Annotated in this window: 20 protein-coding genes and 3 rRNA genes; 14 read left to right on the top strand and 9 right to left on the bottom strand. The window is 66.5% G+C overall.

Annotation, left to right across the window (positions count from 1 at the left end):
• The first annotated feature begins 118 nt into the window (after positions 1–118).
• The 3 genes from FKO37_RS16885 to FKO37_RS16875 all read left to right on the top strand — a co-directional run bounded on the left by FKO37_RS16885 (position 119) and on the right by FKO37_RS16875 (position 2,931).
• Positions 119–1,279, top strand: coding sequence for an exo-alpha-sialidase (locus FKO37_RS16885; RefSeq protein ID WP_238604980.1), 1,161 nt, complete (start codon positions 119–121; stop codon positions 1,277–1,279).
• 26 nt (positions 1,280–1,305) lie between these two features.
• Complete coding sequence (locus FKO37_RS16880) at positions 1,306–2,040, top strand: thioesterase II family protein (protein WP_238604978.1); 735 nt, start codon at positions 1,306–1,308, stop codon at positions 2,038–2,040.
• 411 nt (positions 2,041–2,451) lie between these two features.
• Positions 2,452–2,931: a nitroreductase family deazaflavin-dependent oxidoreductase gene (locus FKO37_RS16875; protein ID WP_107051057.1), complete on the top strand. Its 480-nt coding sequence runs from the start codon at positions 2,452–2,454 to the stop codon at positions 2,929–2,931.
• Between the two features lie 174 nt (positions 2,932–3,105).
• On the opposite strand, the gene FKO37_RS16870 is transcribed toward FKO37_RS16875, so the two are convergent.
• On the bottom strand, positions 3,106–4,188 hold the full coding sequence (locus FKO37_RS16870; protein WP_238604976.1) for a TetR/AcrR family transcriptional regulator: 1,083 nt from the start codon (positions 4,186–4,188) through the stop codon (positions 3,106–3,108).
• A 95-nt stretch (positions 4,189–4,283) separates the two neighbouring features.
• Between FKO37_RS16870 and FKO37_RS16865 the strand changes: the two genes are divergently transcribed.
• Complete coding sequence (locus FKO37_RS16865) at positions 4,284–5,831, top strand: FAD-dependent monooxygenase (RefSeq protein WP_238604974.1); 1,548 nt, start codon at positions 4,284–4,286, stop codon at positions 5,829–5,831.
• 1,079 nt (positions 5,832–6,910) lie between these two features.
• Here FKO37_RS16865 and FKO37_RS16860 read toward each other — a convergent pair.
• Positions 6,911–7,531: an L-threonylcarbamoyladenylate synthase gene (locus FKO37_RS16860; RefSeq protein WP_238604972.1), complete on the bottom strand. Its 621-nt coding sequence runs from the start codon at positions 7,529–7,531 to the stop codon at positions 6,911–6,913.
• A gap of 83 nt (positions 7,532–7,614) precedes the next feature.
• On the opposite strand from FKO37_RS16860, the gene FKO37_RS16855 reads away from it, so the two are divergent.
• The 3 genes from FKO37_RS16855 to FKO37_RS16845 all read left to right on the top strand — a co-directional run bounded on the left by FKO37_RS16855 (position 7,615) and on the right by FKO37_RS16845 (position 9,947).
• Positions 7,615–8,334 carry an MgtC/SapB family protein gene (locus FKO37_RS16855; RefSeq protein ID WP_037814149.1) on the top strand — a complete coding sequence of 240 codons (720 nt, stop codon included), beginning with the start codon at positions 7,615–7,617 and terminating at the stop codon, positions 8,332–8,334.
• A gap of 118 nt (positions 8,335–8,452) precedes the next feature.
• Positions 8,453–9,274 carry a DivIVA domain-containing protein gene (locus tag FKO37_RS16850; protein WP_238604970.1) on the top strand — a complete coding sequence of 274 codons (822 nt, stop codon included), beginning with the start codon at positions 8,453–8,455 and terminating at the stop codon, positions 9,272–9,274.
• Between the two features lie 391 nt (positions 9,275–9,665).
• Positions 9,666–9,947, top strand: coding sequence for a metal-sensitive transcriptional regulator (locus FKO37_RS16845; RefSeq protein ID WP_009081418.1), 282 nt, complete (start codon positions 9,666–9,668; stop codon positions 9,945–9,947).
• A gap of 504 nt (positions 9,948–10,451) precedes the next feature.
• On the opposite strand, the gene FKO37_RS16840 is transcribed toward FKO37_RS16845, so the two are convergent.
• The gene (locus tag FKO37_RS16840; protein WP_238604968.1) at positions 10,452–12,683 is read right to left on the bottom strand and encodes a cation-translocating P-type ATPase; all 2,232 of its coding nucleotides are present in this window, start codon (positions 12,681–12,683) and stop codon (positions 10,452–10,454) included.
• Positions 12,684–12,694: 11 nt separating this feature from the next.
• Positions 12,695–12,901: a heavy-metal-associated domain-containing protein gene (locus FKO37_RS16835; protein WP_043829400.1), complete on the bottom strand. Its 207-nt coding sequence runs from the start codon at positions 12,899–12,901 to the stop codon at positions 12,695–12,697.
• A 113-nt stretch (positions 12,902–13,014) separates the two neighbouring features.
• On the opposite strand from FKO37_RS16835, the gene cobF reads away from it, so the two are divergent.
• Entirely contained in the window at positions 13,015–13,776 is a 762-nt protein-coding gene (cobF, locus tag FKO37_RS16830; RefSeq protein WP_238604966.1) for a precorrin-6A synthase (deacetylating), read from the top strand.
• A gap of 116 nt (positions 13,777–13,892) precedes the next feature.
• Here the strand turns inward: cobF and rrf are convergent.
• From rrf to FKO37_RS16810, 4 genes are all read right to left on the bottom strand, one after another.
• A 5S ribosomal RNA gene (gene rrf, locus FKO37_RS16825) occupies positions 13,893–14,009 on the bottom strand.
• Positions 14,010–14,096: 87 nt separating this feature from the next.
• Positions 14,097–17,216: ribosomal RNA gene (locus tag FKO37_RS16820) — 23S ribosomal RNA — on the bottom strand.
• A 286-nt stretch (positions 17,217–17,502) separates the two neighbouring features.
• Positions 17,503–19,022 (bottom strand): 16S ribosomal RNA (locus FKO37_RS16815).
• Together the 16S, 23S and 5S rRNA genes form the textbook arrangement of a ribosomal RNA operon.
• Positions 19,023–19,439: 417 nt before the next feature.
• On the bottom strand, positions 19,440–19,703 hold the full coding sequence (locus tag FKO37_RS16810) for a hypothetical protein (protein WP_134730579.1): 264 nt from the start codon (positions 19,701–19,703) through the stop codon (positions 19,440–19,442).
• 28 nt (positions 19,704–19,731) lie between these two features.
• On the opposite strand from FKO37_RS16810, the gene FKO37_RS16805 reads away from it, so the two are divergent.
• The 5 genes from FKO37_RS16805 (at position 19,732) to FKO37_RS16785 (ending at position 24,130) form a co-directional block, all read left to right on the top strand.
• Positions 19,732–20,124: a YciI family protein gene (locus FKO37_RS16805; protein ID WP_238604964.1), complete on the top strand. Its 393-nt coding sequence runs from the start codon at positions 19,732–19,734 to the stop codon at positions 20,122–20,124.
• Between the two features lie 33 nt (positions 20,125–20,157).
• Positions 20,158–21,375 (top strand): RNA polymerase sigma factor, encoded by a 1,218-nt coding sequence (locus FKO37_RS16800; protein WP_238604962.1) that lies wholly within the window; start codon positions 20,158–20,160, stop codon positions 21,373–21,375.
• A complete protein-coding gene (locus tag FKO37_RS16795) occupies positions 21,368–22,486 on the top strand; it encodes an epoxide hydrolase family protein (RefSeq protein WP_238604961.1) in 1,119 nt (372 codons plus the stop codon). Before FKO37_RS16800 ends, FKO37_RS16795 begins: the two co-directional genes overlap by 8 nt.
• 67 nt (positions 22,487–22,553) lie before the next feature.
• Positions 22,554–23,369: an alpha/beta fold hydrolase gene (locus tag FKO37_RS16790; RefSeq protein WP_238604959.1), complete on the top strand. Its 816-nt coding sequence runs from the start codon at positions 22,554–22,556 to the stop codon at positions 23,367–23,369.
• 8 nt (positions 23,370–23,377) lie between these two features.
• The gene (locus FKO37_RS16785) at positions 23,378–24,130 is read left to right on the top strand and encodes an SDR family oxidoreductase (protein WP_134662476.1); all 753 of its coding nucleotides are present in this window, start codon (positions 23,378–23,380) and stop codon (positions 24,128–24,130) included.
• 267 nt (positions 24,131–24,397) lie between these two features.
• Here the strand turns inward: FKO37_RS16785 and FKO37_RS16780 are convergent, their stop codons facing one another.
• A complete protein-coding gene (locus FKO37_RS16780; RefSeq protein ID WP_238604958.1) occupies positions 24,398–25,699 on the bottom strand; it encodes a transposase in 1,302 nt (433 codons plus the stop codon).
• A gap of 12 nt (positions 25,700–25,711) precedes the next feature.
• Here FKO37_RS16780 and FKO37_RS16775 point away from each other — a divergent pair, with 12 nt between their 5' ends.
• Positions 25,712–25,990: a hypothetical protein gene (locus FKO37_RS16775; protein WP_238604957.1), complete on the top strand. Its 279-nt coding sequence runs from the start codon at positions 25,712–25,714 to the stop codon at positions 25,988–25,990.
• Positions 25,991–26,101: the final 111 nt, after the last annotated feature.

The following is a 26,101-nucleotide window of genomic DNA, read 5'->3' as shown; positions in this document are numbered from 1 at the left end:
AAACCCACCCGCGCCACCACCACCGACCCGGAGTCTTGACGCCGCGCGACCGCCTCTCTAAGTTCTCCGGACATAGGACGTCGGACATCCCACGTCCGGAGCGAGAGGCGGTCCCCCGGTGCTCCCGAGAACAGTCACGCTTGCGCTCGCCGCAACCCTCTTGAGCCTCACCCCGACCCCGCCCGCCCACGCGAGCGGCAGCTGCACGTCGTCGACCCCGTTCGTCTCAGGCGCCGAGGGCTACCACACCTTCCGCATCCCCGCGGTGGTCCGCGCAGCGAACGGCTCGCTGATCGCCTTCGCCGAAGGCCGCCGCGACTCCCCCGGCGACTCCGGCGCGATCCAAACCGTCGCCAAAACCTCCCACGACGGCGGCTGCACCTGGGGCGACCTGCGGGTAGTCGACAGCAACGGCGAGGCCACCGCCGGAAACCCGACCCCCGCGGTAGCCCGCAACGGCGACCTGGTGCTCCTGACCGTCCACAACGGACCCGTCAGCGAAAAAGCCATCATGTCCGGCACCGTGTCCGCACAAGACACCCGCCGGGTTTTCGTCCAACGCAGCCCCGACAACGGCCTCACCTGGACCCCAGCCCGCGACATCACCGCCACGACGAAACTCCCGTCCTGGCGCTGGTACGCCACCGCCCCCGGCCACGCCACCGTCCTCAAACACGGCCGCCACGCCGGGCGGATCGTCGTGCCTGCCAACCACTCCAGCGCCCCGCCCGCAGGTTCGGCGGACGTGGGAACCGAAGCCAAGTACTACGGCGGCCACGATCTCTACAGCGACGACAACGGCCGCACCTGGCACATCGGCTTCACCGACGACCCGACTGACGGCGTCCTCGCCCCCAACGAAACCACCGCCACCGAACTCCCCGACGGCACGGTGTATTTCTCGAGCCGCAACCAAGGCTCGGCCCCGGAACACCGCCTGGACGCCTACAGCACCGACGGCGGCGCCACCCTGACCCGCCCCTACCAAGTGCAGCCAACCCTGTCCGGCCCGAAGGTGGAAGGCAGCGTCCTGCAAACGACGAACCGCCGCGTACTCCTCTATTCCGGCCCGTCCGATCCAGCGGCCCGCCGCACGATGCAACTCAGGACCAGCTCAGACCGCGGCAAAACCTGGGAGCCGTCCACCATTCTCGCCGACGCCCCCGCCGGCTACTCCGACCTGGTCCAACCAGACCGTTTCACCGTCGGAGTGCTGTTCGAAACGGGCGTCACCAGCGCGTACGAAAAGATCGAATTCCGCCGCTTGCCCCTTTTCTGACAGGGGTCGCCGGTAAAATCGCGCGCATGACGGACCCGTGGCTACGCCGCTTCCACCCCGCCGACGACGCCCCCGCCCGCGTGGTGTGCCTCCCGCACGCAGGCGGCGCGGCCCCGTTCTTCCACCCGCTGTCGAAGGCGCTGTCTCCCGCTGTCGACGTCCTGGCGGTGCAATACCCCGGCCGCCAGGACCGAATGGCCGAACCGGCTTTGCGCACCATCGAAGAGCTGGCGGACGGCGTCACCCAAGCCCTGCTGGCGTGGCTGGACCTCCCGGTAGTGCTGTTCGGCCACAGCATGGGCGCGACGCTCGCGTACGAGGTAGGGCTGCGCCTGGAATCGCGAGGCACCCCAGCGGAAGCAGTAGTCATCTCCGGCCGCCGAGCCCCGTCCCGCCTGGTCAACGAACAAGTCCACCTCCAAGACGACGACGGTTTGCTGTCCGAGATCGAAGGCCTGGCAGGCACCGACCCGAAGGTCTTGCGAGACCCCGAACTGCGAGAGTTGTTCCTGCCAGCCCTGCGCGCGGACTACACAGCTGTCGAGACCTACCGCCCAAGCCCGGGCCCGCTAGCCGCCCCCATCCACGCCCACACCGGAGACGCCGACCCGCACGCCCCCGTGGACGACGTACAGGCTTGGTCGTCCCACACCACCGGGGATTTCACCCTGACGACCTACCCAGGCGGCCATTTCTACCTGGTGGAACACGCCGCCGCACTGACCGACGCCCTGCTGAAACTGACCACGAGCGGGCTCTAGTGCCTCCTTCCCACTGTGATGCCTCACGTCCGGACGGTTGCCGAAAGAACCCAAACCTTGAGGCGCCGATCGTCACCTCTTGACCAGCCACACGCGCACACCACCTGACCACACTGCTAGCTAGCCGCACAGTCAGGTGGTGTGCGCCGCTGCTAGATAGCCGCGGACCGCGAGCAAGACTTCACCCGCCGGCTTTCCGCGACCCGGCCATCGGCACACTTCCGCCGCTCCCCCTGCCACTACACCGCCCGAGCCTCGCCCCCTCACCGGCCCGCCCAGCGCCACTGGCCACTTCACCACCCAAACCCCACGCCCCCACCCGTCCATCCGGCACCACTGCCACCCCGCCGCACGGCCCGGCGAGCCGCCGGGGCGGCGGCCTCCCCCGCACCGCCCCGTAGGCTGCGCCCCATGGAATTGCGCAGGATCTTCGCCGGTTTGGGCCGCAGCAAGGCATTCGCCGCGTTCGGCCAAGCGATGATGCCCGCCGACCGCCTGCTCCTCCGCATCAGCGGCGGCCGCGTAGGCGTAGGCGCGGCAGTCGGATTGCGCACCCTCCTGCTCACCACGATCGGCCGGACCTCCGGCGAACCACGCCAGGTCCCGCTGCTGTACGTCGAACGCCCCGGCGGATACGTAGTAATCGGCTCCAACTGGGGCGGCGAACACCACCCCGCCTGGACGGCAAACCTCCTGTCCCACCCCGACGCGACAGTCTCCGTCCACGGCCGCACCGTCCCCGTCCGAGGCCGTCTCCTAAAAGACGCCGAACGCCAGGAAATGTGGGACGCAGTCGCCTCCTACTGGCCCGCCTACGACCGCTACGCCGAACGCGCCGCCCACCGCGAAATCCGGGTCTTCCTCCTGGAACGCACAACCCCAGCCGCTTGACAGGACTTGTTCCGTTCCGGATTCGCCGGTCCTCCCGCCCGCTCCGTTTCGTTTCGTTTCGCCAAGGCTCGCCCAGCCGACTCTCCCCGGCTAGATCCGCAGCCGGGAGCCGCACGCTCCGCGCGTGAACGGTCCCGACAGCGACCCGGCTCACCAACTCCGAGCTCTCGACGATCAGCGGAGCCGCGCGGCGATGCCGTCCAGCAGACATTCGAGGCCAAGCTCGAACTGCGCGTCCTCGGCAGCCGCCGCGGCGACCTTCCGCGCGTCGGCGGCAGCATGCGCCTCCGCCGCCTGACCCGAGCCCGGCCGACCCGAGCCCGGCCGCTCCGTGTCCTGCCGACCCGTGTCGTCCTGGCCCACGCCCTGCTGGCCCGAGCCCCGGCGGCCCGGCTCGACCGCCCGACCGGCCCCGGCAACCTCGCGGTCCACCTCGGCACCCCGGCCAGCCCCAGCCTCGTCCGCACCCGGCCGGGCACCCGGACTACCGACACCAACCGCCCGGCTCGATGCGTCCGGTTCCGCGTCCGATCCAGCACCGTCCGCACCAACCGCACCGTCCGCACCAACAGCACTGTCCGCACCGGTCTCACCCGCCGCGTCGTGCCGCTCGGCCAGGAAGCTCTCCAGCACCCGCACGAGCAACGGATACGGCCCGTCCTCCGACGGGACGTCGCCGAACCAAGCCCGCGCCTGCCGCTGCACGTCCACCACGTCGACGAACGCGTTGCGCTGCCACATCGCCCGCTCTTCCGCCCACTGCAGCGCCTGACCGGTGACGTAGCCGTCGAGCAGCCGCGCGTACCCGAGCGCCGACGCGAGGTCCTGGCCCAGCCGGTCGAACGTCGCCAGCACGAACTCAGTCCGCCGGCTCGCATTCGGCCCCGCCGGAGGTCGCTGGTGCACGAGCCGCGCGTACCACGGATGCCGCTTCGTCATCGCCCACGTGTCGACCGCGACGGCCGTCAGCTCGCCCCGCCAGTCCTCGCCCGGGACTTCCGGGGTGCGCACCTCGGCGTTAGCCAGGTCCAGCATCAGGTCCACCAGACCGTCTTTGCTGTGCACGTAGCGGTACAGCGACATCGGCGTGGACGCGCCCAGCTCCTTCGCCACTGCCCGCATCGTGAGCGCCTCCGCGCCGCCGTGATCGGCCAGGCGCACGGCCGCGTTGACGATGTCGACTCGTCCGAGACCCCATCCGCGTTCCGGCGGCTCAGGCAACAGCCAAATCGGCGGTGTCAGCCCTTGATCTCCCATTCATCTCCCTGTCTCCAGCCCGCTTGCGTACACAGTACATCGTCATGTACAACGTACACAAGATGTACGACGTACACGACCCTGGGGGTTATGAGATGACTGCACGAATTCCTGTTCTGATCTGCGGCGGAGGGATCGCCGGACTCACCGCGGCGCTGCTGCTGCACCGCGAGGGAGTAGCGCCGGTGCTGGTCGAGAAGCACGCTGGCACGTCCCCGCAGCCGAAAGCACGCCGGTTCAACCCGCGCAGCACCGAGGTGTTCCGCTGGCTCGGCCTCATGGACCAGGTCGAGCAAGCGAGCGCACCGCTCGCGTCGTTCACCGGAATGCTCTCCGGCACCACGCTGGCCGACGCGACCTGGCCGGAGGCCAGCGAAACCTTGCGCGAACGGCTCGTCCAGCACTCGAAAATGCCCGACCTCAGCCCCGCGCCGAGCGTGTTGTGTCCGCAAGACGTGCTGGAACCGGTGCTGAGGCAGGCCGCGGTCGAGCGAGGCGTGTCGGTTCGCTTCGGCACCGAACTGGTGTCGTTCGAACAGGACGACACTGGGGTCACGGCCCACCTGCGCCCGGCTGACGGCGAGCCGTACCAGGTCAGCGCCGAATATCTGATCGCGGCGGACGGCGCGCGCAGTCCGATCCGCACCGCGCTCGGGATTACGCGCAGTGGGCACGGGCACCTGGCGGACAACCTGGACGTCTGTTTCCGCGCCGACCTCGCCGAACTCGTCCGGGACAAACCATTCAACCTGTGCCGGATCGAAAACCCGGCCGCCTCCGGCGCGTTCGTGTCGGTCAACGGCACCGACCGGTGGCTCTTCTCCACCTCCGACTTCCCCGGGTCGGATTCTCTGGGCGAGGACGGCTGGCGGGAGTTGCTGCGCACCGTCGTCGGCGTGCCGAACCTCGAGGTGGAAGTGCTCAGCCGGATGCATTGGGAATCCGGGATGTACGTGGCCGACCGCTTCTCCTCCGGGCGGGTCTTCCTGGCCGGCGACGCTGCGCACGCCATGCCGCCGATGGCCGCCGCAGGTGCGAATACCGCGATTGCAGACGTAGCCAACCTGGCCTGGAAGCTCGCCGCGGTGCTGGCCGGCACGGCGACGCCTGCCCTGCTCGACACCTATCACGTCGAGCGGTACCCGATCGGGTACGCGACGGCGGAGTTCTCCAGCATGGCCAGCGGCCATCTCGGCACCATGCTCGCCACGATCACCAGCGAGGACGCGCCGCGCATCGACCCGCTCGCTGCGCTGTTCGGCGTGCAATACGAACAGGGTGCCTTCGTCCCGGACGGACGCGGTCCCGCACCGGAAGACCGCTACGCCCCGGCCGGTCGCCCAGGCACCCGGGTGCCGCACGCCTGGCTCGACGCCACGACGTCCACAGTGGACTTGGCGATTCCTGGCCTCACCTTGCTCTGCGGCCCGGACAGTGCTCGGTGGACGGCCGAAGCGAACCGGCTAGGCCTCCGCCTCGTCCCGGTCGCGGACGAGGCGTGGCTGTCCGAGACGGAACTGCCTTCAGACGGCGCGCTGCTGCTCCGGCCGGACGCCATCGTCGGCTGGCATTCCTCGTCGGAGGTCCCGCTCGCAGACGCCCTGTCTCGCCTGCTCAACACCCCTGCGGAGGCAACTGTGTGATCTCTTCGACGGTGCTCGGGTTCGCCCGCCCCGCGCATTGAAGCTGCCCACCTGCGACGCATGAAAGGAGCATTGATCGAACACACCTGAGAGCGCGGACCCTCGGTGCCGGTACCTTGCCAGCCCGCTTCGGCACCCCACCGGATGCGATCCGCCGCTGCTTCTCCCGACCAGGTCGAACCGCGCCACCGTGCCAGCCCGCACCTACCGCGGCTCGTGCCTGAACGAGACCGCAGCAGCTGCCGCCGATGACAGCGAGGATCGCTGCGGCCCGCGCCAACGGCATGCTCCTGCGTGCGAGAGAAGTCCAGAGAGCCAGGACCAGGGTCAACGGAGACGCTGGAGCAGCTACCGGCTATGCGTGAACGCTGGGTGCGCGAGCTGATTGCGAAGGTCGCCGCCGAGGGTGCTCGGTGCCTCGGGCGCCGAGAACCTTTCGCAGCCTGCATGAGGTGGAGGCCCGCTAGCGACCTGCACGGTCGTCCGCCGACCTGGCGCAGTCGGCACGTCGCGTGGCGTGCGCCGACCGACCTGGCGTGGTCGGCAGTTCGCATAGCGTGCGCCGACCGACCCGATGTGGTCGGCACTTCGCGTGGCGTGCGCCGACCGACCTGGCGTGGTCGGCAGTTCGCATAGCGTGCGCCGACCGACCCGATGTGGTCGGCACTTCGCGTGGCGTGCGCGGACCGACTTGGAGTGGCCAGCCCTTCGAGCGGCATGCGCTGGCGTGTGCGCTCGTGTCCGCAGCAGGCCGGAGCGGCGATCGCCCGACACGCGGACCTGCGCTGGCAGCCTCGCCGCGAGCATCCCGAGCTGAGCGGCGCGCTCCGCGTGCGGAACGGTCGCTGCACGTGCGGGGGCAGTCGCTCCAAGCTGCCGTCACCACAGGCGTCGGTTCATTCAGCCCGTGTCAGTAGCCGCCCAGACAAGAGCCGTCGAGTCAAGAAGCTGTCAGGAGCAACCGTCAAGTCGAGCAAAACCGCGTCAACAACCGTCGCTCCGAGCGGGCCGGAGCCGCCGCCCGCAGCAGGATCGAACACAACCCCGTCAGGAGGAGACAAAACCGATGACGACCCCGTTCACTCGAACCGGGACGGGTCACCTGCCCCGTGCCGCACGACCTCCGCCTCTCCAGAGGAGAAGTCGATCACCGTGGTGGGTTCCACGCCGCAGTCGCCGGAGTCGATGACGGCGTCCAGTACGTGGTCGACTTCTTCCTTGATCTCCCAGCCCTGAGTGAGGGGCTCGCCCGAATCGGGCAGCAGCAGTGTGCTCGACAGGATCGGCTCGCCCAGTTCGCCGAGCAGCTCCTGGGTCACCACGTGGTCGGGGATCCGCACGCCGACGGTCTTCTTCTTGGCGTGCAGCAGCCGCCGCGGGACTTCCTTCGTCGCCGGGAGGATGAACGTGTACGCGCCGGGAGTGCTGGCCTTGATCGCCCGGAACACCGCGTTGTCGATGTGGACGAACTGGCCGAGCTGGGCGAAGTCCTGGCACACGAGCGTGAAGTGGTGCCGGTGGTCGAGCTTGCGGATGGTGCGGATCCGTTCCATCCCCTGCTGGTTGCCGATGCGGCAGCCGAGCGCGAAGCACGAGTCGGTCGGGTAGGCGATGAGCCCGTCGTCGCGCAGCAGGTCGACCACCTGGGAGAGCGCGCGGCGCTGCGGGTTCTGCGGGTGCACGTCGAAGTAGCGGGCCATTGCCCGAGCTTAGGCGTGCCGGCCGGGCCGGGCGCGCGGGCTCTCCGCGGGCCGGGCATTGTGACGGGCGAGGAGGTACGTCCGTGCATGCTCTCTGGTCCACCGGCGAACAGTGGGAACTGCTGCCGCCGGTGCTGCTCGCCCTGCTGCTGAGCACGGTGATCGGCATCGAGCGCGAGGTCGGCAACAAGCAGGCCGGCTTGCGCACGCACACGCTGGTCGGCGTCGGGTCGGCGGTTTTCATGCTGGTGTCGAAATACGGTTTCGCCGATTTGCTCGGCATCGAGCACGTGGCGCTCGACCCGTCGCGGATCGCCGCGCAGATCGTGTCCGGCATCGGGTTCGTCGGCGGCGGCCTGATCTTCGTGCGCCGCGACGCGGTGCGCGGCCTCACGACCGCGGCGACCGTCTGGCTCGCGGCGGCCGTCGGTGTCGCGTGCGGCGCCGGACTGCCGGTGCTGGCCGTCGCGACCACCGCCGGGCTCGTCGTGATCACTCGCGGATTCCCGCCGCTTTCCCGGTTCGTCGCGCGCCATCGGCGGCAGCCGCCGATCCTCCGGTTGAGCTATAACGACGGGCACGGCGTACTGCGTGCCGTGCTCGCGGCTTGCACCGATCGAGGCTGGGCAGTCCACCGGGTGGCGGTCGATCGCGAGACAGTTTCCGAAGAGGGGCAACGGATCGCGGTCGTCACACTGCTGCTGCAGGGGCGCGGCGATCTTGCCGACCTCACCGCGGAACTGGCCGAATTGCCCGGCGTGCGAAGCACTGCGACAGGCTCCGAAGACCCGCTCGAAGATTGACCCGCCCCAGGCTCCCACGGATCGCCGGACTTCAGGCACACTGGAGGCAGTGCGGAAACCCCGGTGCGGCAAGAAAAACGAGCGCCGAGGAGAAACCATCCAAATGGGAGGTGAGAGCATGGCCCCCGGCGGTGGCGAGGACCTGATGGCTGTCTGGCCGTCCTTCGACTCGGCTTGGCGCGGCTATCAGCGCGGCCAGGTCGAAGAATTCGTCACGTGGGTCGAGGCGGAATTCCGGCGCCTCGCCGCGGAACGCGACGCCGCGGCACACCAGGCGGCCGAACTCGCCGAGCGCAATCGCGAACTGCGCGCGACGGTCGACCGGATCAGCCGCACCCCCATCGAGCCGGACGCATTGCAGGAACGCTCGCGCCGGATGGTCGAGCTGACGCGCGAGGAAGCCGCGGAGATCACCGCCCGCGCCGAGGACACCGCCGCGCGGATCATCGCTGACGCCAAGGCAGAAGCCGTCCGTCTCACCGAAAAGGAACGCACGCTCGTCGAAGCTGTCGCCGCGGATCGCGAGCAACAGCGGCGACAACACGAAGATCTGCTGCGCCGCGCAGTCGAAGAACGCCAAGCCGCAGACGAAGCGGCGGCGAAGGAACGCAAGCGGCTCGAAGAACACCTCACGCGCACCTTGGCCGACCGCCGCACCGACGCTCTCCGCGAAATCGCCGACCGCACCGCCGCCGCCTGCGCCGAAGCCGACGCGCACGTCCGCCAAGCCACCGACCACGCGACCCGCATCGTCGCCGACGCCGAACAGCGGGTCGCCGAACTCGCCGCCGTCCAGCAACGGGTGAAAGCCGCCCTGCGCGGAGCCCGCGAACTACTGGCGACTGCGAACGCCGACCTCGCCCCGGACGGCACCCCCGTGCCGAATCAGCGACGTACCTCCGCACTCACTGAAGTCGCCGAGGCCGCCCCGACGGGCTAAGCACCAGGCTCGAGCGGCACAGCAGCTCTGCGGTCAACCCCGCGAACGCCGACGTCGAGCTGGTCCGACGGCCGGACCGGTGCGCTCACCGACGTCGCCGATGCCGTCCCGATTGACCGAACGCCCCGCGCGCGGCGGGCACGGCAGGCGCGGCGGGCAACCACCGCGAAACTCCGACCTCTCGACAGCGGCCGGAATAGTCTCGGCGTCCGGGCGGCCCGCGATGGTGGACCGAGGATGCCGTCAACCGGTGCCACACCGATGCCGGACCTCCGCGCTGAGCGAAGTCGTTGAGGTCGCCACCACTGGCTGAACGCCCGCCCCGGATACGCCGGGTGGGTATACTTGACGGTGAACCAACGGGGATGCCGAGAAAAAGGGACGATGTGCGATGACCGGCTACGGCAGTGAACGAGAGGCCTACCTCAAGCGCCTTCGCCGGATCGAGGGGCAGATCCGCGGCCTGCAGCGCATGGTCGAGGAGGACAAGTACTGCATCGACATCCTGACGCAGGTGTCCGCGGCGACGAAGGCGCTGCAGTCCTTCTCGCTGGAGCTGCTCGACGAGCACCTGGCGACTTGCGTCGTCCAAGCGGCGGCTGCGGGCGGGGAGGAAGCGGACCTGAAGGTGCGCGAGGCCTCGGACGCGATCGCCCGATTGGTGCGTTCCTGAAGTAGTTTTCCCGGCGCGACCTCGGCCCGGTGTTTCCCAGGCCGAGAGGGCATAGAAGCGCTTCGCCGCCGCAGGCGGAGAACACGTCCGGGTGCTCAGAAGCATGGGCTGGGGTCGGCGCGAACGGACCCTCGCCAGAAAGCAAAAACGGGCCAGCCGCGGAAACTCCCGCCGCTGGCCCGTTAAGTCAAGCCGAACCGGACCGTCGTAGAAACTGGCCGATCCCTATCTGCACCACACCGACCGAAACCGGCACAATCGCTGGCCGGTCCACGCACGTCACGCCGGCCCGGCACAACCGCTCGCCGATCCCAGGCGCACCACGCCGACCTGAGCTGTCACAACTGCTCGCTCGTCCAAGACACCTCAAGCCGCCCCTAACGGCACGGCCGCTGGCGGTCTCAAGGCACATCAAAGCCGACTGAGACCGCCGCGGCCGCTGCGATGGTCCCGGCCAGCTCAAGCCGGCCGGAACCATCGCAGCCACTCACTGGTCCAGGCGCATCACGCAGCCCGGAACCGCCGCAAGCGCAGGCTGTTCGACACCACGAACACGGACGAGAAGGCCATCGCCGCGCCTGCGATCATGGGGTTGAGCAGGCCGAACGCTGCCAGTGGCAGTGCCGCGACGTTGTAGGCGAACGCCCAGAACAGGTTTCCCTTGATCGTGCCCAGCGTGCGCCGGGCCAGGCGGATCGCGTCTACTGCTGCGCGCAAGTCTCCTCGGACCAACGTCAGGTCGCCGGCTTCGATTGCTGCGTCCGTTCCCGTGCCCATTGCCAGGCCGAGGTCGGCTTGGGCGAGGGCGGCTGCGTCGTTGACGCCGTCGCCCACCATGGCCACCACTCGGCCTTCGGCTTGCAGGCGCTTCACCACGGCCACCTTTTCCTCGGGCATTACCTCGGCGACCACCTCGGTGATGCCCGCGGCGTCGGCGATTGCTCGCGCGGCACCGGCGTTGTCGCCGGTCAGCAGTACCGGCTTCAGGCCCAGCGCGCGGAGTTCGGCGACGGCTTGGGCGGACGTCGGCTTGATCGTGTCCGCGACCACCAGCACACCCCGGGCGACGCCGTCCCATGCGACGAAGACTGCCGTCGCGCCTCGTTCTTCTGCTGCGGTCTTCGCCGAGGACAGCTGGTCGTCGACCTTTACGCTCCAGTCGGCCAGGAAGGCTGCGCGGCCGGCGAGGACAGCGGTGCCGTCCACGAGGCCGGAGACGCCCAGGCCCTCGGTGTTGCGGAACTCGGTCGCCGACGGGAGGTCGCCGACTCGTTCGCGGGCGCCGTCTGCGATTGCTTTCGCGATCGGGTGCTCCGAGGCGTGCTCGACGGCCCCTGCGTAGCGCAGCAGTTCACGCTCCGTGACGCCTTCGCCGACGTGGATGTCCACCAGGCTCATTCGCCCGGTCGTGACGGTTCCCGTCTTGTCGAGCACCACGGTGTCGACCCGGCGAGTGGATTCGAGCACCTCCGGGCCCTTGATGAGGATCCCGAGCTGCGCGCCGCGGCCGGTGCCGACCAGCAGGGCGGTCGGGGTCGCGAGACCCAGTGCACACGGGCAGGCGATGATCAGCACCGCTACCGCGGCGGTGAACGCCTCGGTCACGTTTCCGCTGGTCAGCAGCCAGGTGACCAGCGTACCCACAGCCAGCACCAGCACGATCGGCACGAACACCGCCGAGACGCGGTCGGCCAGTCGCTGGACCGCGGCCTTGCCGTTCTGTGCTTCCTCGACGAGCCGGGCCATCTGCGCGAGTTGCGTGTCCGCTCCGACCCGCGTCGCGCGCACTGCGATCCGGCCGCCGACGTTCACCGTCGCGCCCGTCACGCCGTCACCCACTGCGACCTCGACCGGTACGGATTCCCCGGTAATCATGCTGACGTCGACAGCCGAGCTACCGTCGGTAACCACGCCGTCGGTAGCGATCTTCTCTCCGGGCCGCACCACGAACGTGTCTCCGACCCGAAGCTGGTCGACCGGGATCCGCTGCTCGCGGCCGTCGCGCAGGACCGTCACGTCCTTCGCGCCGAGTTCGAGCAGGGCCCGCAGCGCAGCGCCGGAGCGACGCTTGGACCTCGCCTCGAAGTAGCGTCCGGCGAGGATGAACGTGGTGACGCCCGCCGCGACCTCGAGGTAGATGTTGTCGGTTCCCGATCCCCCGGACACGCTGAACTCGAAGCCGTGCCGCAAGCCCGGCATGCCCGCCATCCCGAAGAACAGCGCGTACAGCGACCACAGCGTGGCGGCCGAGACGCCGAGCGAGATCAGCGTGTCCATCGTCGCCGCGCCGTGCCGGAGGTTGGTCCAGGCGGCGCGGTGGAACGGCCACGCACCCCAGACCACGACCGGCGCGGCGAGCGTGAGCGACAGCCACTGCCAGTTCGTGAACTGCAGCGCGGGGACCATCGCCAGCACGATCACCGGCACGGTGAGGATCGCCGAGTACAGCAGCCGGTCGCGCAGCGGCCGCGTTTCGTCCTGTTCGGGTTCTTCCGGCTTCTCCGGTTGCGGTGCTTGCGCGGTGTACCCGGTCGCTTCGACGACGCCCACCAGGTCGTCGACCGAAACGGTGGAGGGGTATTCGACGTGCGCCTTCTCGGTCGCGTAGTTGACGCTCGCGGTGACGCCGTCGACCTTGTTGAGCTTCCGTTCGACCCGAGCAGCGCACGACGCGCAGGTCATCCCGCCGATGGCGAGTTCGACCGACTGCACGGGGGCTGGTGTCGTGGTGCTCATGTCACTCCTTTTTACGCGACGACCTGGTAGCCGGCCTCAGCGACGGCGGCCTCGACGGCCTCGCGCGAGATCGGCTCCACGCTGGTGACCTTCACGGCGCCGGTGGCGAGGTCGACGTCGACCGTCTGCACGCCGGCCAGGCCGCCTACCTCCTCTTTCACCGATCCGACGCAGTGCCCGCACGTCATGCCCTCGACGGTGTAAGTCGTTTCGGTCATCGCCACACTCCCTATCGTCTCTCCGCTTGCTCCTCCTTTATACCCCTAGGGGGTAGCGGCATGCCAGGGGACCCTGTCGTGAACCCGGTTACCCGCCGGGAGAGACTGCAAGGATGCGGAAGATCTACGCGATCGGGATCGGTGCCGGCGACCCGGAACACCTCACGGTGCAGGCGGTCGACCGGCTCAATCGCGTCGACGTCTTCTTCGTGCTCGACAAGGGCAGCGCGAAGGCCGACCTGGTGCAGCTGCGCCAGGAGATACTGGAGCGGTTCGTGAGCCGCCCGGGGTATCGCGTGGTGAGCGCGAAGGACCCCGATCGCGACCGGAAGCCTGCCGACTACCGCACCGCGGTCGCTGATTGGCATCAGCTCCGCACCGACGTCTACGAGCAGCTGATCCGCGACGAACTGGCCGACGGCGAGACCGGCGCCTTCCTCGTCTGGGGCGATCCGGCGCTGTACGACAGCACCATCGCGTTGATCGAGGCCGTGCTGGCGCGCGGGAACGTGGCGTTCGACTACGAGGTCGTGCCGGGGATCAGCAGCATCTCCGCGCTGGTGGCCCGGCATCGCACGACGATGAACCAGATCGGCCGCGCCGTGCAGCTCACGACCGGTCGCCGGTTGGCCGAGGGCTGGCCGAGTGACGCCGACGACGTCTTCGTGCTGCTCGACGCGCACACGACGTTCGATCAGTACGCGGATCAGGGGCTGTGGATCTACTGGGGTGCGTACGTCGGGACTCCGGACGAGATCCTGCTGTCCGGACCACTGGATGAGGCGTTGGCGACGAAGATCCGGGAGACGCGGGCCGCGGCTCGGGAGCGGCACGGGTGGATCATGGACACGTATTTGCTGCGCCGGCCGGTGTGAGGGCGGCGGGCCGTTCTCACGGTCCGCCGGTTTTTTGGGCATGAAAAAAGAGGCGGGGCTCCGGGAAAACCTTTTCAGGTTCTCAACCGGAGCCCCGCCCCTTTTTCTTAAATTAAGTTCGGCGGTGTCCTACTCTCCCACAACCCTTCGGTTGCAGTACCATCGGCGCAGTCAGGCTTAGCTTCCGGGTTCGGAATGGGACCGGGCGTTTCCCTGACGCTAAAACCACCGAAACACTCCGAAACAACACACACCCACCACCTTTGATGGTGGGGCCGGTGTGGTGTTTCAGAACCGTAGAGTGGATGCGAGCGATCTTTGTGGGCAAGTCCTCGGCCTATTAGTACCAGTCAACTCGACAACACATTACTGTGCTTCCATTTCTGGCCTATCAACCCAATCGTCTCTTGGGGGCCTTAACCCACAAAGGGGTGGGATACCTCATCTTGGAACAGGCTTCCCGCTTAGATGCCTTCAGCGGTTATCCCTTCCGAACATAGCCAACCAGCCATGCCACTGGCGTGACAACTGGCACACCAGAGGTCCGTCCGTCCCGGTCCTCTCGTACTAGGGACAGCCTTCCTCAAGTATCCTGCGCGCGCGGCGGATAGGGACCGAACTGTCTCACGACGTTCTAAACCCAGCTCGCGTGCCGCTTTAATGGGCGAACAGCCCAACCCTTGGGACCTACTCCGGCCCCAGGATGCGACGAGCCGACATCGAGGTGCCAAACCATGCCGTCGATATGGACTCTTGGGCAAGATCAGCCTGTTATCCCCGGGGTACCTTTTATCCGTTGAGCGACACCCCTTCCACCAGGAGGTGCCGGATCACTAGTCCCGACTTTCGTCCCTGCTCGACATGTCTGTCTCACAGTCAAGCTCCCTTGTGCACTTGCACTCGACACCTGATTGCCAACCAGGCTGAGGGAACCTTTGGGCGCCTCCGTTACCCTTTAGGAGGCAACCGCCCCAGTTAAACTACCCATCAGGCACTGTCCCTGAACCAGATCATGGTCCGAGGTTCAGATTCCCAATCCGACCAGAGTGGTATTTCAACAACGACTCCACACCCACTAGCGTGAGCGCTTCACAGTCTCCCACCTATCCTACACAAGCCGAACCGAAAACCAATACCAAACTATAGTAAAGGTCCCGGGGTCTTTCCGTCCTGCCGCGCGTAACGAGCATCTTTACTCGTAATGCAATTTCGCCGGGCCTGTGGTCGAGACAGCCGGAAAGTCGTTACGCCATTCGTGCAGGTCGGAACTTACCCGACAAGGAATTTCGCTACCTTAGGATGGTTATAGTTACCACCGCCGTTTACTGGCGCTTAAATTCTCAGCTTCACCCACAAAGTGGGTTAACCGGTCCTCTTAACGTTCCAGCACCGGGCAGGCGTCAGTCCATATACATCGTCTTGCGACTTCGCATGGACCTGTGTTTTTAGTAAACAGTCGCTTTCCGCTGGTCTCTGCGGCCAACCACCCCTCCGTCCGCAAGGGACTTCAAGATGCTTGGCCCCCCTTCTCCCGAAGTTACGGGGGCATTTTGCCGAGTTCCTTAACCACAGTTCACCCGATCGCCTTGGTATTCTCTACCTGACCACCTGTGTTGGTTTGGGGTACGGGCCGTGCATGCACTCACTAGAGGCTTTTCTCGACAGCATAGGATCACCCACTTCGCCTCAAACGGCTACGCATCACGTCTCAGCCTATATGCCATGCGGATTTGCCTACATGACGGCCTACACGCTTACACCAGGACAACCATCGCCTGGCGGAGCTACCTTCCTGCGTCACCCCATCGCTTGACTACTACGGAATCAGGTCCCACGCTCCACACACGGAATCCGTCCGAAGACTTCAACCGCGGCTTCGGGTGGTTAGTGTCAACCGCCTCGCCATGGGCGCACATGCTCGGGTACGGGAATATCAACCCGTTGTCCATCGACTACGCCTGTCGGCCTCGCCTTAGGTCCCGACTTACCCTGGGCGGATTAGCCTGGCCCAGGAACCCTTGGTCATCCGGCGGCAGAGTTTCTCACTCTGCATTCGCTACTCATGCCTGCATTCTCACTCCCGCACCCTCCACGACTCGCTTCCGCGGCCGCTTCCCTGGATGCAGGACGCTCCCCTACCCATCCACACCACTGCACAAGAACCCGAAAGCTCTTGCGGATGTATTGCACGAATGACACAGCTTCGGCGGTGTGCTTAAGCCCCGCTACATTGTCGGCGCAGGACCACTTGACCAGTGAGCTATTACGCACTCTTTCAAGGGTGGCTGCTTCTAAGCCAACCTCCTGGTTGTCTGGGCAATCCCACATCCTTTCCCACTGAGCACACACTTAGGGGCCTTAGCTGGTGTTCTGGGCTGTTTCCCTCTCGACGACGAAGCTTATCCCCCGCCGTCTCACTGCCGCGCTCTCACTAACCGGTATTCGGAGTTTGGTTGATTTCGGTAACCCGGTAAGGCCCCTAGACCATCCAGTAGCTCTACCCCCGGCAAGAAACACGCGACGCTGCACCTAAATGCATTTCGGGGAGAACCAGCTATCACGGAGTTTGATTGGCCTTTCACCCCTACCCACAGCTCATCCCCTCAGTTTTCAACCTAAGTGGGTTCGGGCCTCCACGACGTCTTACCGTCGCTTCACCCTGGCCATGGGTAGATCACTCCGCTTCGGGTCTAGACCACGCGACTCAATCGCCCTATTCAGACTCGCTTTCGCTACGGCTACCCCACCCGGGTTAACCTCGCCACGCAGCACTAACTCGCAGGCTCATTCTTCAAAAGGCACGCCATCACGCCGAAACGCTCTGACGGCTTGTAGGCACACGGTTTCAGGTACTCTTTCACTCCCCTCCCGGGGTACTTTTCATCTTTCCCTCACGGTACTCGTCCGCTATCGGTCTTCAGGAAGTATTTAGGCTTACCGGGTGGTCCCGGCAGATTCACAGCAAATTCCACGAGCTCGCTGCTACTCGGGAACACCAGACAAACACACGCAACATGTTTTCGCGTACGGGACTCTCACCCACTCCGGTCCGCCATCCCAAGCGGTTCCACTAACACGCGCGCACATTCCGAGGACTGTCAGATCCTCGACGCTGGGTCCCACAACACCGCCTGCACAACGCCTGACAGCTTGACATGCAAACGGTTTAGCCTCTTCCGCTTTCGCTCGCCACTACTCACGGAATCACTTTTGTTTTCTCTTCCTGCGGGTACTGAGATGTTTCACTTCCCCGCGTTCCCTCCGCGCCGGCTATATATTCACCGGCGGGTAACACCACATCACTGGTGCTGGGTTTCCCCATTCGGAAATCCTCGGATCACAGCTCGGTTGACAGCTCCCCGAGGCATATCGCAGCCTCCCACGTCCTTCATCGGCTCCTGAAGCCAAGACATCCACCATGTGCCCTTAACAACTTGACCACAAAGATGCTCGCATCCACTCTACAGTTCTCAAACACCACACCAGAAACAACGTGTGTTGCCTCAGGACCCAACAGCGTGCTGAGTGAACAAGAACCCGCCCGGATCCGCGGCCGCCGTTCCACGCGAAGCCGAAGCCCCGCAGTACTAAGTCGGCGGCATCACCACCGCGAGAACCCATAACCAGTAGTTCCACAATTCCTTGAGCAACCAGAACAGACCTGCATTCGAGGCCTAAGCTCCGGCCACTCCCAGCACGATGACTGGGATGTGTTGTGCTCCTTAGAAAGGAGGTGATCCAGCCGCACCTTCCGGTACGGCTACCTTGTTACGACTTCGTCCCAATCGCCAGTCCCACCTTCGACCACTCCCTCCCTTGCGGGTTGGGCCATGGGCTTCGGGTGTTACCGACTTTCATGACGTGACGGGCGGTGTGTACAAGGCCCGGGAACGTATTCACCGCAGCGTTGCTGATCTGCGATTACTAGCGACTCCGACTTCACGCAGTCGAGTTGCAGACTGCGATCCGAACTGAGACCGGCTTTAAGGGATTCGCTCCACCTCGCGGTATCGCAGCCCTCTGTACCAGCCATTGTAGCATGTGTGAAGCCCTGGACATAAGGGGCATGATGACTTGACGTCATCCCCACCTTCCTCCGAGTTGACCCCGGCAGTCTCCCACGAGTCCCCGCCATGACGCGCTGGCAACGTAGGATAAGGGTTGCGCTCGTTGCGGGACTTAACCCAACATCTCACGACACGAGCTGACGACAGCCATGCACCACCTGTACACCAACCACAAGGGAAGCCCCATCTCTGGGGATGTCTGGCGCATGTCAAGCCCAGGTAAGGTTCTTCGCGTTGCATCGAATTAATCCACATGCTCCGCCGCTTGTGCGGGCCCCCGTCAATTCCTTTGAGTTTTAGCCTTGCGGCCGTACTCCCCAGGCGGGGCGCTTAATGCGTTAGCTACGGCACGGACAACGTGGAATGTCGCCCACACCTAGCGCCCAACGTTTACAGCGTGGACTACCAGGGTATCTAATCCTGTTCGCTCCCCACGCTTTCGCTCCTCAGCGTCAGTATCGGCCCAGAGACCCGCCTTCGCCACCGGTGTTCCTCCTGATATCTGCGCATTTCACCGCTACACCAGGAATTCCAGTCTCCCCTGCCGAACTCAAGTCTGCCCGTATCGACTGCACGCTGAAGGTTAAGCCTCCAGATTTCACAGCCGACGCGACAAACCGCCTACGAGCTCTTTACGCCCAATAATTCCGGACAACGCTCGCACCCTACGTATTACCGCGGCTGCTGGCACGTAGTTAGCCGGTGCTTCTTATCCAGGTACCGTCACTTGCGCTTCGTCCCTGGCGAAAGAGGTTTACAACCCGAAGGCCGTCATCCCTCACGCGGCGTCGCTGCATCAGGCTTGCGCCCATTGTGCAATATTCCCCACTGCTGCCTCCCGTAGGAGTCTGGGCCGTGTCTCAGTCCCAGTGTGGCCGGTCACCCTCTCAGGCCGGCTACCCGTCGTCGCCTTGGTAGGCCATTACCCCACCAACAAGCTGATAGGCCGCGGGTTCATCCCATACCGCCGGAACTTTCCACCACCACAGATGCCTGTAGTGGTCGTATCCGGTATTAGACCCAGTTTCCCAGGCTTATCCCAGAGTACAGGGCAGATTACCCACGTGTTACTCACCCGTTCGCCACTCATCCCCGGCCGAAACCGGTTCAGCGTTCGACTTGCATGTGTTAAGCACGCCGCCAGCGTTCGTCCTGAGCCAGGATCAAACTCTCCAACAATGAACAGTTCGATCGAGACTATTCTCAATCAATATTCTCAAAGGAAACCCCGACGAGGGGGTTTCATATTAAGCTCTACTGGCTTAGTTCACTAGCACACTGTTGAGTTCTCAAGCAACACACCCCGAACCAAACCCAACCCCCGTGAGGGCGAGCCTGACCGAAGCGGTCATTCCTAGCAGTTTTTGGTGGGACACCCACTCAATCACCCTAGAGGCGAGAGCTTGGTTCGTGTCCCGGCGGCCGCCCGGTTTCCCTGGCGACGAAGAGAAGATTACACGGCTCAAAACGGCCCTAAACAGGGGGGTCCCTTAATGCGATCTTCGCAGGTCAACCGGCCGAATAGGCCCGCTGCGGCCGATCCGGCGGGCGCCGCGGCCCCGATCCGGCGGACCGGAGCGCGGCGAATCCGGTGGCTTATCGGGTCGCGGATGCCGTAATGCGGAAGAACGGGCGGCTCGCGTTATCGGTGAATGCCGAGACCCGCTTGCCGAGCGAGGCGCCGGCGAGAGCCGATTGCCGCTGGACATCGGCGTGCCCGCGCCGGACGACACCGAGGGCGGGCGGTTCGGAGGCATCATGAGCGCCGAACCAGCGAGTGACCCGGGTCACCCAGAAGAACGTCGAGACGATGTCCGGTGCGGGGCAGGCGGCTTCGTTCTTTCCCCGACTGACGGCCATGCGAGACAGAAGACAGAGGGAGCATCCGATGAAGTACCTGATCCTGGCGTACGGCAACCAGCAGGACTACGACCACCTCAGCGGCAAGGAGGGCGGGGCGACCCCGGCGGAAATGGCGGCGGTCGACGAGTTCCTCGCCGGGTTCACCGGGGCGCTGGCCGATTCGGGAGAACTGGTCGAGACCCAGGGGCTCGCCGCTCCCGTGCTGGCGCGCCGCCTCCAGCTGCGGGACGGGGCTCCGGTCGTCACCGACGGGCCGTTCGGCGAGACCGAGGAGGTCATCGCCGGGTACTGGATGGTCGACTGCGCCAGTATCGACCGGGCGACCGACATCGCGGCGGGACTGCTCAAAGCCCCGGGACGGCTGGCCGACGCCGGGGTCGTGGTCCGGCCGGTGATGGGGAACGACAGCGAACTCTGAACCCAGAGGAACCAAGCGACCGAGGCGGCAGAGATGACCGACCCCTCCCTCCCGGCCACGCTCGACGACACCCTGCGCACCCTGGCGCCGCAGGTGCTGGGCGCGCTGGTCCGCCGCTACGGGCGGTTCGACCCGGCCGAGGACGCGGTCCAGGAAGCCCTGCTCACAGCCGCCCAGCGGTGGCCGGAGACGGGGATTCCCGAGCGGCCCTTCGGCTGGCTGCTGCAGGTCGCGAGCCGGAAGCTGATCGATCTGCTCCGCGCTGACCAGGCAAGACGCGAGCGGGAGATCCGCGCCGCGCGCGAGGAGGTCGGCGAGCAGGCCGGGGACGACACCTTGATCCTGCTCCTGCTCTGCTGCCATCCGTCGCTCTCGGTGGCGTCGCAGGTCGCGCTCACCTTGCGGGCCGTCGGCGGGCTCACGACGGCGGAGATCGCGCGGGCGTTCCTCACGTCCGAGGACTCGATGACCCGCCGGATCTCCCGAGCCAAGCGGACCGTCCAGGACAGCGGCGTGCCGTTCCGGATGCCGCCGGAAGAAACGCGCCGCGAGCGGCTCGATGCCGTCCTGCATGTCCTGTACCTGATTTTCACCGAGGGGTACTCGGCGACGTCGGGGCCAGATCTGCGCCGCGGCGACCTCATAAGAGAGGCGATCCGGCTTGCCGAGATGACGGCTGCCTTGCTGCCGGACGACAGCGAGGCCACGGGGCTGCTCGCGTTGATGTTGCTGACGGACGCGCGGTCGCCGGCGCGAGTGACCGCGCAGGGCGAGCTGGTTCCGCTGCACGAGCAGGACCGGACGCGATGGAAGACCGAGTCGATCCGGCGCGGGGTGGAGCTGGTGACGGCGGCGTTGCCGCGCGGGCCGGTCGGGCCGTATCAGCTGCAGGCGGCGATCGCGGCGGTCCATGACGAGGCCGCCACCGCCGAGGAGACCGACTGGCGGCAGATCGTCGGCCTTTACCGGCTGCTGCTCAAGGTTTCGGCGAGTCCGGTCGCGAAGGTGAGCCACGCCGTCGCGGTCGGGATGGCGGACGGACCCGCCGCCGGGCTTGGACTGCTCGACGCGCTGGACCACCGGGACCGGCGGTTCTATGCGGCGCGCGCACATCTTCTGGAAAAGGCGGGCGACCGCGAAGCGGCGCGGAGTGCGTACCTGCGCGCGGCTGAACTCGCCACGAACATCCGCCAGGTGCGGTATCTCAACGCCTGCGCCCGGCGGCTCTCCAAAGGAGCTGAGCATGATTGACGAGATCCGGCCGTACCGGCTGGAGATCCCCGAGGCAGACCTGGTCGACCTGCGAGAACGGCTCGACCGGACAAGGTGGGCGCCGGAGCCGGTCGGCGGTGATCAGGGGTACGGCGTCAGCGTCGGCCGGGTACGCGAGCTGGCCGAGCACTGGCGACACCGCTACGACTGGCGGGCTTGGGAGCGGCGGTTCAACGAGTATCCGCAGTTCACGACCACGATCGACGGCAGCAACGTGCATTTCCTGCACGCTCGTTCGCCGGAGCCGGACGCGATCCCGTTGATCCTCAGTCACGGCTGGCCGGGCTCTGCGGCGGGGTATCTGGCCGCGGTCGGGCCCTTGAGCAACCCTCGCGCGCACGGGCTTGATCCGTCGATCGCGTTCGACGTCGTGCTGCCGTCGTTGCCGGGATTCGGCTTTTCCGGACCGACGACCGACACCGGCTGGGGTCCGCAGCGGATCGCGCGGGCTTGGGCGGAGTTGATGCGCCGGCTCGGGTACGAGCACTACGGGACCGCGGGCAACGACTGGGGTTCGGGGATCGCGCCGGAGGTCGGTCGCATAGCGCCGGAACACGTGATCGGCGCGCACGTGACGCAGACCTGGGATCCGCCGCCGGACGACGATCCACAGTGGATTGCCGACCTGTCCGACAAGGACAAAGCCGCGTGGGACGCGTTCCACCGCTACTTCGCCGACGAAGCGTCCTACGGCGTCGTCCAGGCGCAGCAGCCGCAGACGCTCGCGCACGCGTTGTCCGACTCCCCCGTCGGCCTGCTCGGCTGGAACGCGCAGGCGATGCACGACCACGGCCTCGACGCGGACGGGATCCTCACCCACGTCACGATCCACTGGCTGACCGGCACGGCGGGTTCGGCGATCCGGATCTACGCAGAGGAAGCCCGGGAGACGCCCGCCGAAGGCCGCAATCCGGTGCCGCTGGGGGTCGCGCAGTTTCCCGGCGACCTGCCGTCGATCCGCGTGTTCACCGAACATCGCCGGAACCTCGTGTCGTGGAACGAGTACGGCCGCGGCGGGCATTACGCGGCGCAGGAGGTGCCGGACCTGTGGGCGGGCGACGTCCGGCAGTTCTTCGCGAAGCTGCGCTAGAAAAACATTGCTCCGACTACATTGCACCTTATTGCACGGAGAAATCGCCCCGATTAGCGTCGGGACCATGCAGACAGTCCTTCTCCCCTCCGGCGCCCGGATCGCCTACGACGACCTCGGACCGCGGTCGGAGGTCCCGGTGCTTCTCGTGCACGGGCACCCGTTCGACCGGTCCATGTGGGGTCCGCAGGCCGAGCACCTCGCCCGCAACGGCCGCCGAGTCGTGGTGCCTGACCTGCGGGGATACGGGGAAAGCACCGGTCCAGCGGTTCGCGGGCTCGAAGACTTCGCCGAGGACCTCGTCGGGCTGGCCGATCACCTCGGCATCGAACGCTTCGCGCTGGGCGGACTGTCGATGGGCGGGCAGATCGTGATGCAGACCGTCCGGGACTGCCCGGAGCGCATTGCCGCGCTGCTGCTCGCCGACACGTTCGCCGAGCCCGAGACCGACGAAGGAAAGGTGACCCGCAACCACGCCGCGGACCGGGTGCTCGCGGAAGGCATGACCGCGTACGCCGACGAGCTGTTGCCGAAGATGGTGTCGCCGGGCACTTTCCGCGAGAACCCCGAGGTGACCGGGCACGTCCGGAAGATGATGCGCCACGCACCGGCGACAGGCGCGGCGGCCGCGTTGCGGGCCCGGGCGAAGCGCCCCGACTACCGCGATTCGCTCAAGCAGGTCAGCGTGCCGACGCTGGTCGCGGTGGGCAGTGAGGACGAGTTCACTCCGGTCGCCGACGCGCAGCTGCTGCACCGGCTCGTGGCTGGCTCGGAGCTGGTGGTGCTCGACGGCGCGGGGCACCTGCCTAACCTGGAGCGCGCGGCCGAGTTCAACGACGTGTTCGGCCGCTTCCTGGACCAGGACCACGCGGAAGAACGGTGACGCACTCCATGAAGACCGTATTGGTGACCGGCGCCAGCGCCGGCTTCGGTGCAGCGATCACGCGCCGGTTCGCAGCGGAAGGCGCGCGGGTCGTCGCCGCGGCCCGCAGCGGCGACCGGCTCAAGACGCTGGCGGACGAACTGGGCGACGCGGTGTACCCGCTGGTCCTGGACGTACGCGACCCGGCCGCCGTCGCGGATGTCGTCGCGCAGCTGCCCGAGGAGTGGGCGAAGATCGACATCCTGGTCAACAACGCCGGCCTCGCGAAGGGCCTGGAACCCGCGCACGAGGCGAAGCTGGAAGACTGGGACCAGATGATCGAGACCAACGTAACCGGTCTCGTCCACCTCACCCGCGCAGTACTGCCCGGCATGGTCGAACGCGGCGCCGGACACGTGATCAACATCGGCTCGGTCGCAGGCAGCTACGCCTACCCCGGCGCGAACGTCTACGGCGCGACGAAGGCGTTCGTGCACCAGTTCAGCCTCAACCTGCGCTCCGACCTGCGCGGCACCGGCGTCCGCGTGACGAACGTGGAACCGGGCCTGGTAGGCGGCACAGAATTCTCCACCGTCCGCTTCGGCGGCGACCAGGCCAAGGCGAACAACGTCTACGCAGGCACCACCCCGCTGACCGCAGACGACGTCGCCGAGTCAGTTTTCTGGGCAAGCTCCCAGCCAGCACACGTGAACATCAACGTCATCGAACTGATGCCGGTCGTGCAAACCTTCTCCGCCCTGAACATCGACCGCGAAAACTGAGCCAACGCACGTGAGGGCCACCCTCATTGACTCTGATTCCCTCAGGGTTCCCCTCACGGCCCTAAACAGGCACCGACGCACCCAACGAGCGAGGCACCCACACCACCCCCGCACCCCGATACGAAGCTCCCCTGCGGTTCGGGGGTGCTTGTCAAGGCATCTTTCCCGCCTTGACAAGCACCCCCGAACCGTCAGCACAATCAACCTTCGGGGTGCCCCACGCAACCAACGGGCGCGCAATGTCGCCGCCAGGCAACGAGCCGAACCTCAAGCAGGCCCAAACCTCTCCAACCCGAACAACTCGAACAACGCCTGCTGCCGCCCAGTCCGATCAGACAAAATCCGCCGAGTCCGCGGCCTCCCCCCAGTAGACCGATGCCGCAACACGGTCTCCCCGATCCCCCGCAACTGATCCAGCAACTCGGCCACCGAAAGATTCATCCCAGCCCGATCCGCCTCCCGCCGCATCAGATGCGTGACCGTCGCAGCGAGCACAGACACCAACGCATGCACCGCGATCCGATGCGAAGTCCACTCCCACCGAGGCGAAGGCCCAGCCACCGCAGACCCGGTCAACCACCGAAACGTCGAGTCAAGGTAAGTCCGAGCCCGATAAGCAGTCACAACCTCAGCAACCGGCCAATCCCGATCCGTCACCAAAATCTGCTTCCCGAAAAACTCCTCCGCCAACCGAGCGACCGCAGCCTCGTCAACCCGCCGCTCCAACCGCAGTTCCCCAGCACGGTTGCCAGTAAGAGCAGTATTCAGCACCCGCTCCACCCGCCGACCACGGATAATCCGCGACATCTCCGCGTGCACCTGCGTCCGGTCCCCCCGATGAGTCCCGGCCGCCAGCGCCGCAGCCAGCCCGTCAAGCTCCCGCACCGTAGTGCTCAATTCACTGGTGAACGCCCGATACTGCGCCGCGTGCAGCGTCGCGGAATGAAGAAGGATCACCCGTCTCCGGGCACCGTCCACAGTCGCCACGGTGTCAAAAGCAGTCAGCCCGGCAAACCGCTCCGGATCCACCCGCCGCCGCACCGACGCGGGCCGCGCAAGCAACTCCGGATGATCCGCCAACGGAAGCGACCCGACAAACCCGGTCCGCGCGCCGAGATCGAGCTGCGCAGCCTGCCCGGAGTGGAAAACCAACGTATGCCGCTCCCCTAATTCAGCGGCCAGCGCACCGAAGGTCGGCGCGTTCTCCCTCCGATAAACCCGGGACGCCAACGGAATCGCCCCATCCCGCGTGACGACCAACCCGAGCCCGGCCAGCACGTCCTGACAAGCCGACGGCAACGTGCAATCCGCAGCGGTAAACGCGGCGAACTGCGCCACATCAACCGCCAGCGCCTCCGTCCCGTCATCGCCAAGAAGATCCAGAACCGCTTCCGCCACCACACTTTCCACCGCAGCGATCCGTTCCGGGGTAAGCCGCTGCAACGCCCGCCAATGCCCAGCCGTCGTGATCGAACCCTTAGGCGGCCGGGGCCGAACCAGATCCTGCGCGAGACAGCCGGTCCACCACTCCTCGAACTCAGTCTCCGGCGCGGTCGCCCGGTGCAGCACGGCAAGCGCGACATGGAGACCGAGTGTCGGCCGAGCACGCTGCGGCCCAGCCACGGAATCAACGCGCCGGACGAGGTCGAGCCGCTGCAGCGTCCCCCACACGGCGGAAACGTCCCCGAACGACCGATGGCGCGCGCCAGCCGCCTCGGGACCGCCGCCCGCGACCGCCGCCGCGATGTCCTCGGCCGTCCCGAGGTACCGCTGGCCGACCACACGCGGCTTGCCGTCGACGCGCGCGGACTCGGCGAGGTAGTAGTACGTCCGCCCGCCGATGCGCTTCCCGATCACTGACGCCACCCTTTAGGTAATACCGCCGCCAGCCGTCGCCGACAAGCCCGCAACCTGCGCTAATGATCACCTCGGGCCGGTCGCGCGGCGGGTGGCGGGCTAAGAGCTGGCTGG

Origin of the sequence: Amycolatopsis sp. Poz14 (assembly GCF_006704225.1) — a bacterium.
Taxonomy (GTDB): Bacteria; Actinomycetota; Actinomycetes; order Mycobacteriales; family Pseudonocardiaceae; genus Amycolatopsis; species Amycolatopsis nivea.
Note: the sequence above shows the minus strand (reverse complement) of the source record. Positions and strands in the feature narration are given on the sequence as shown.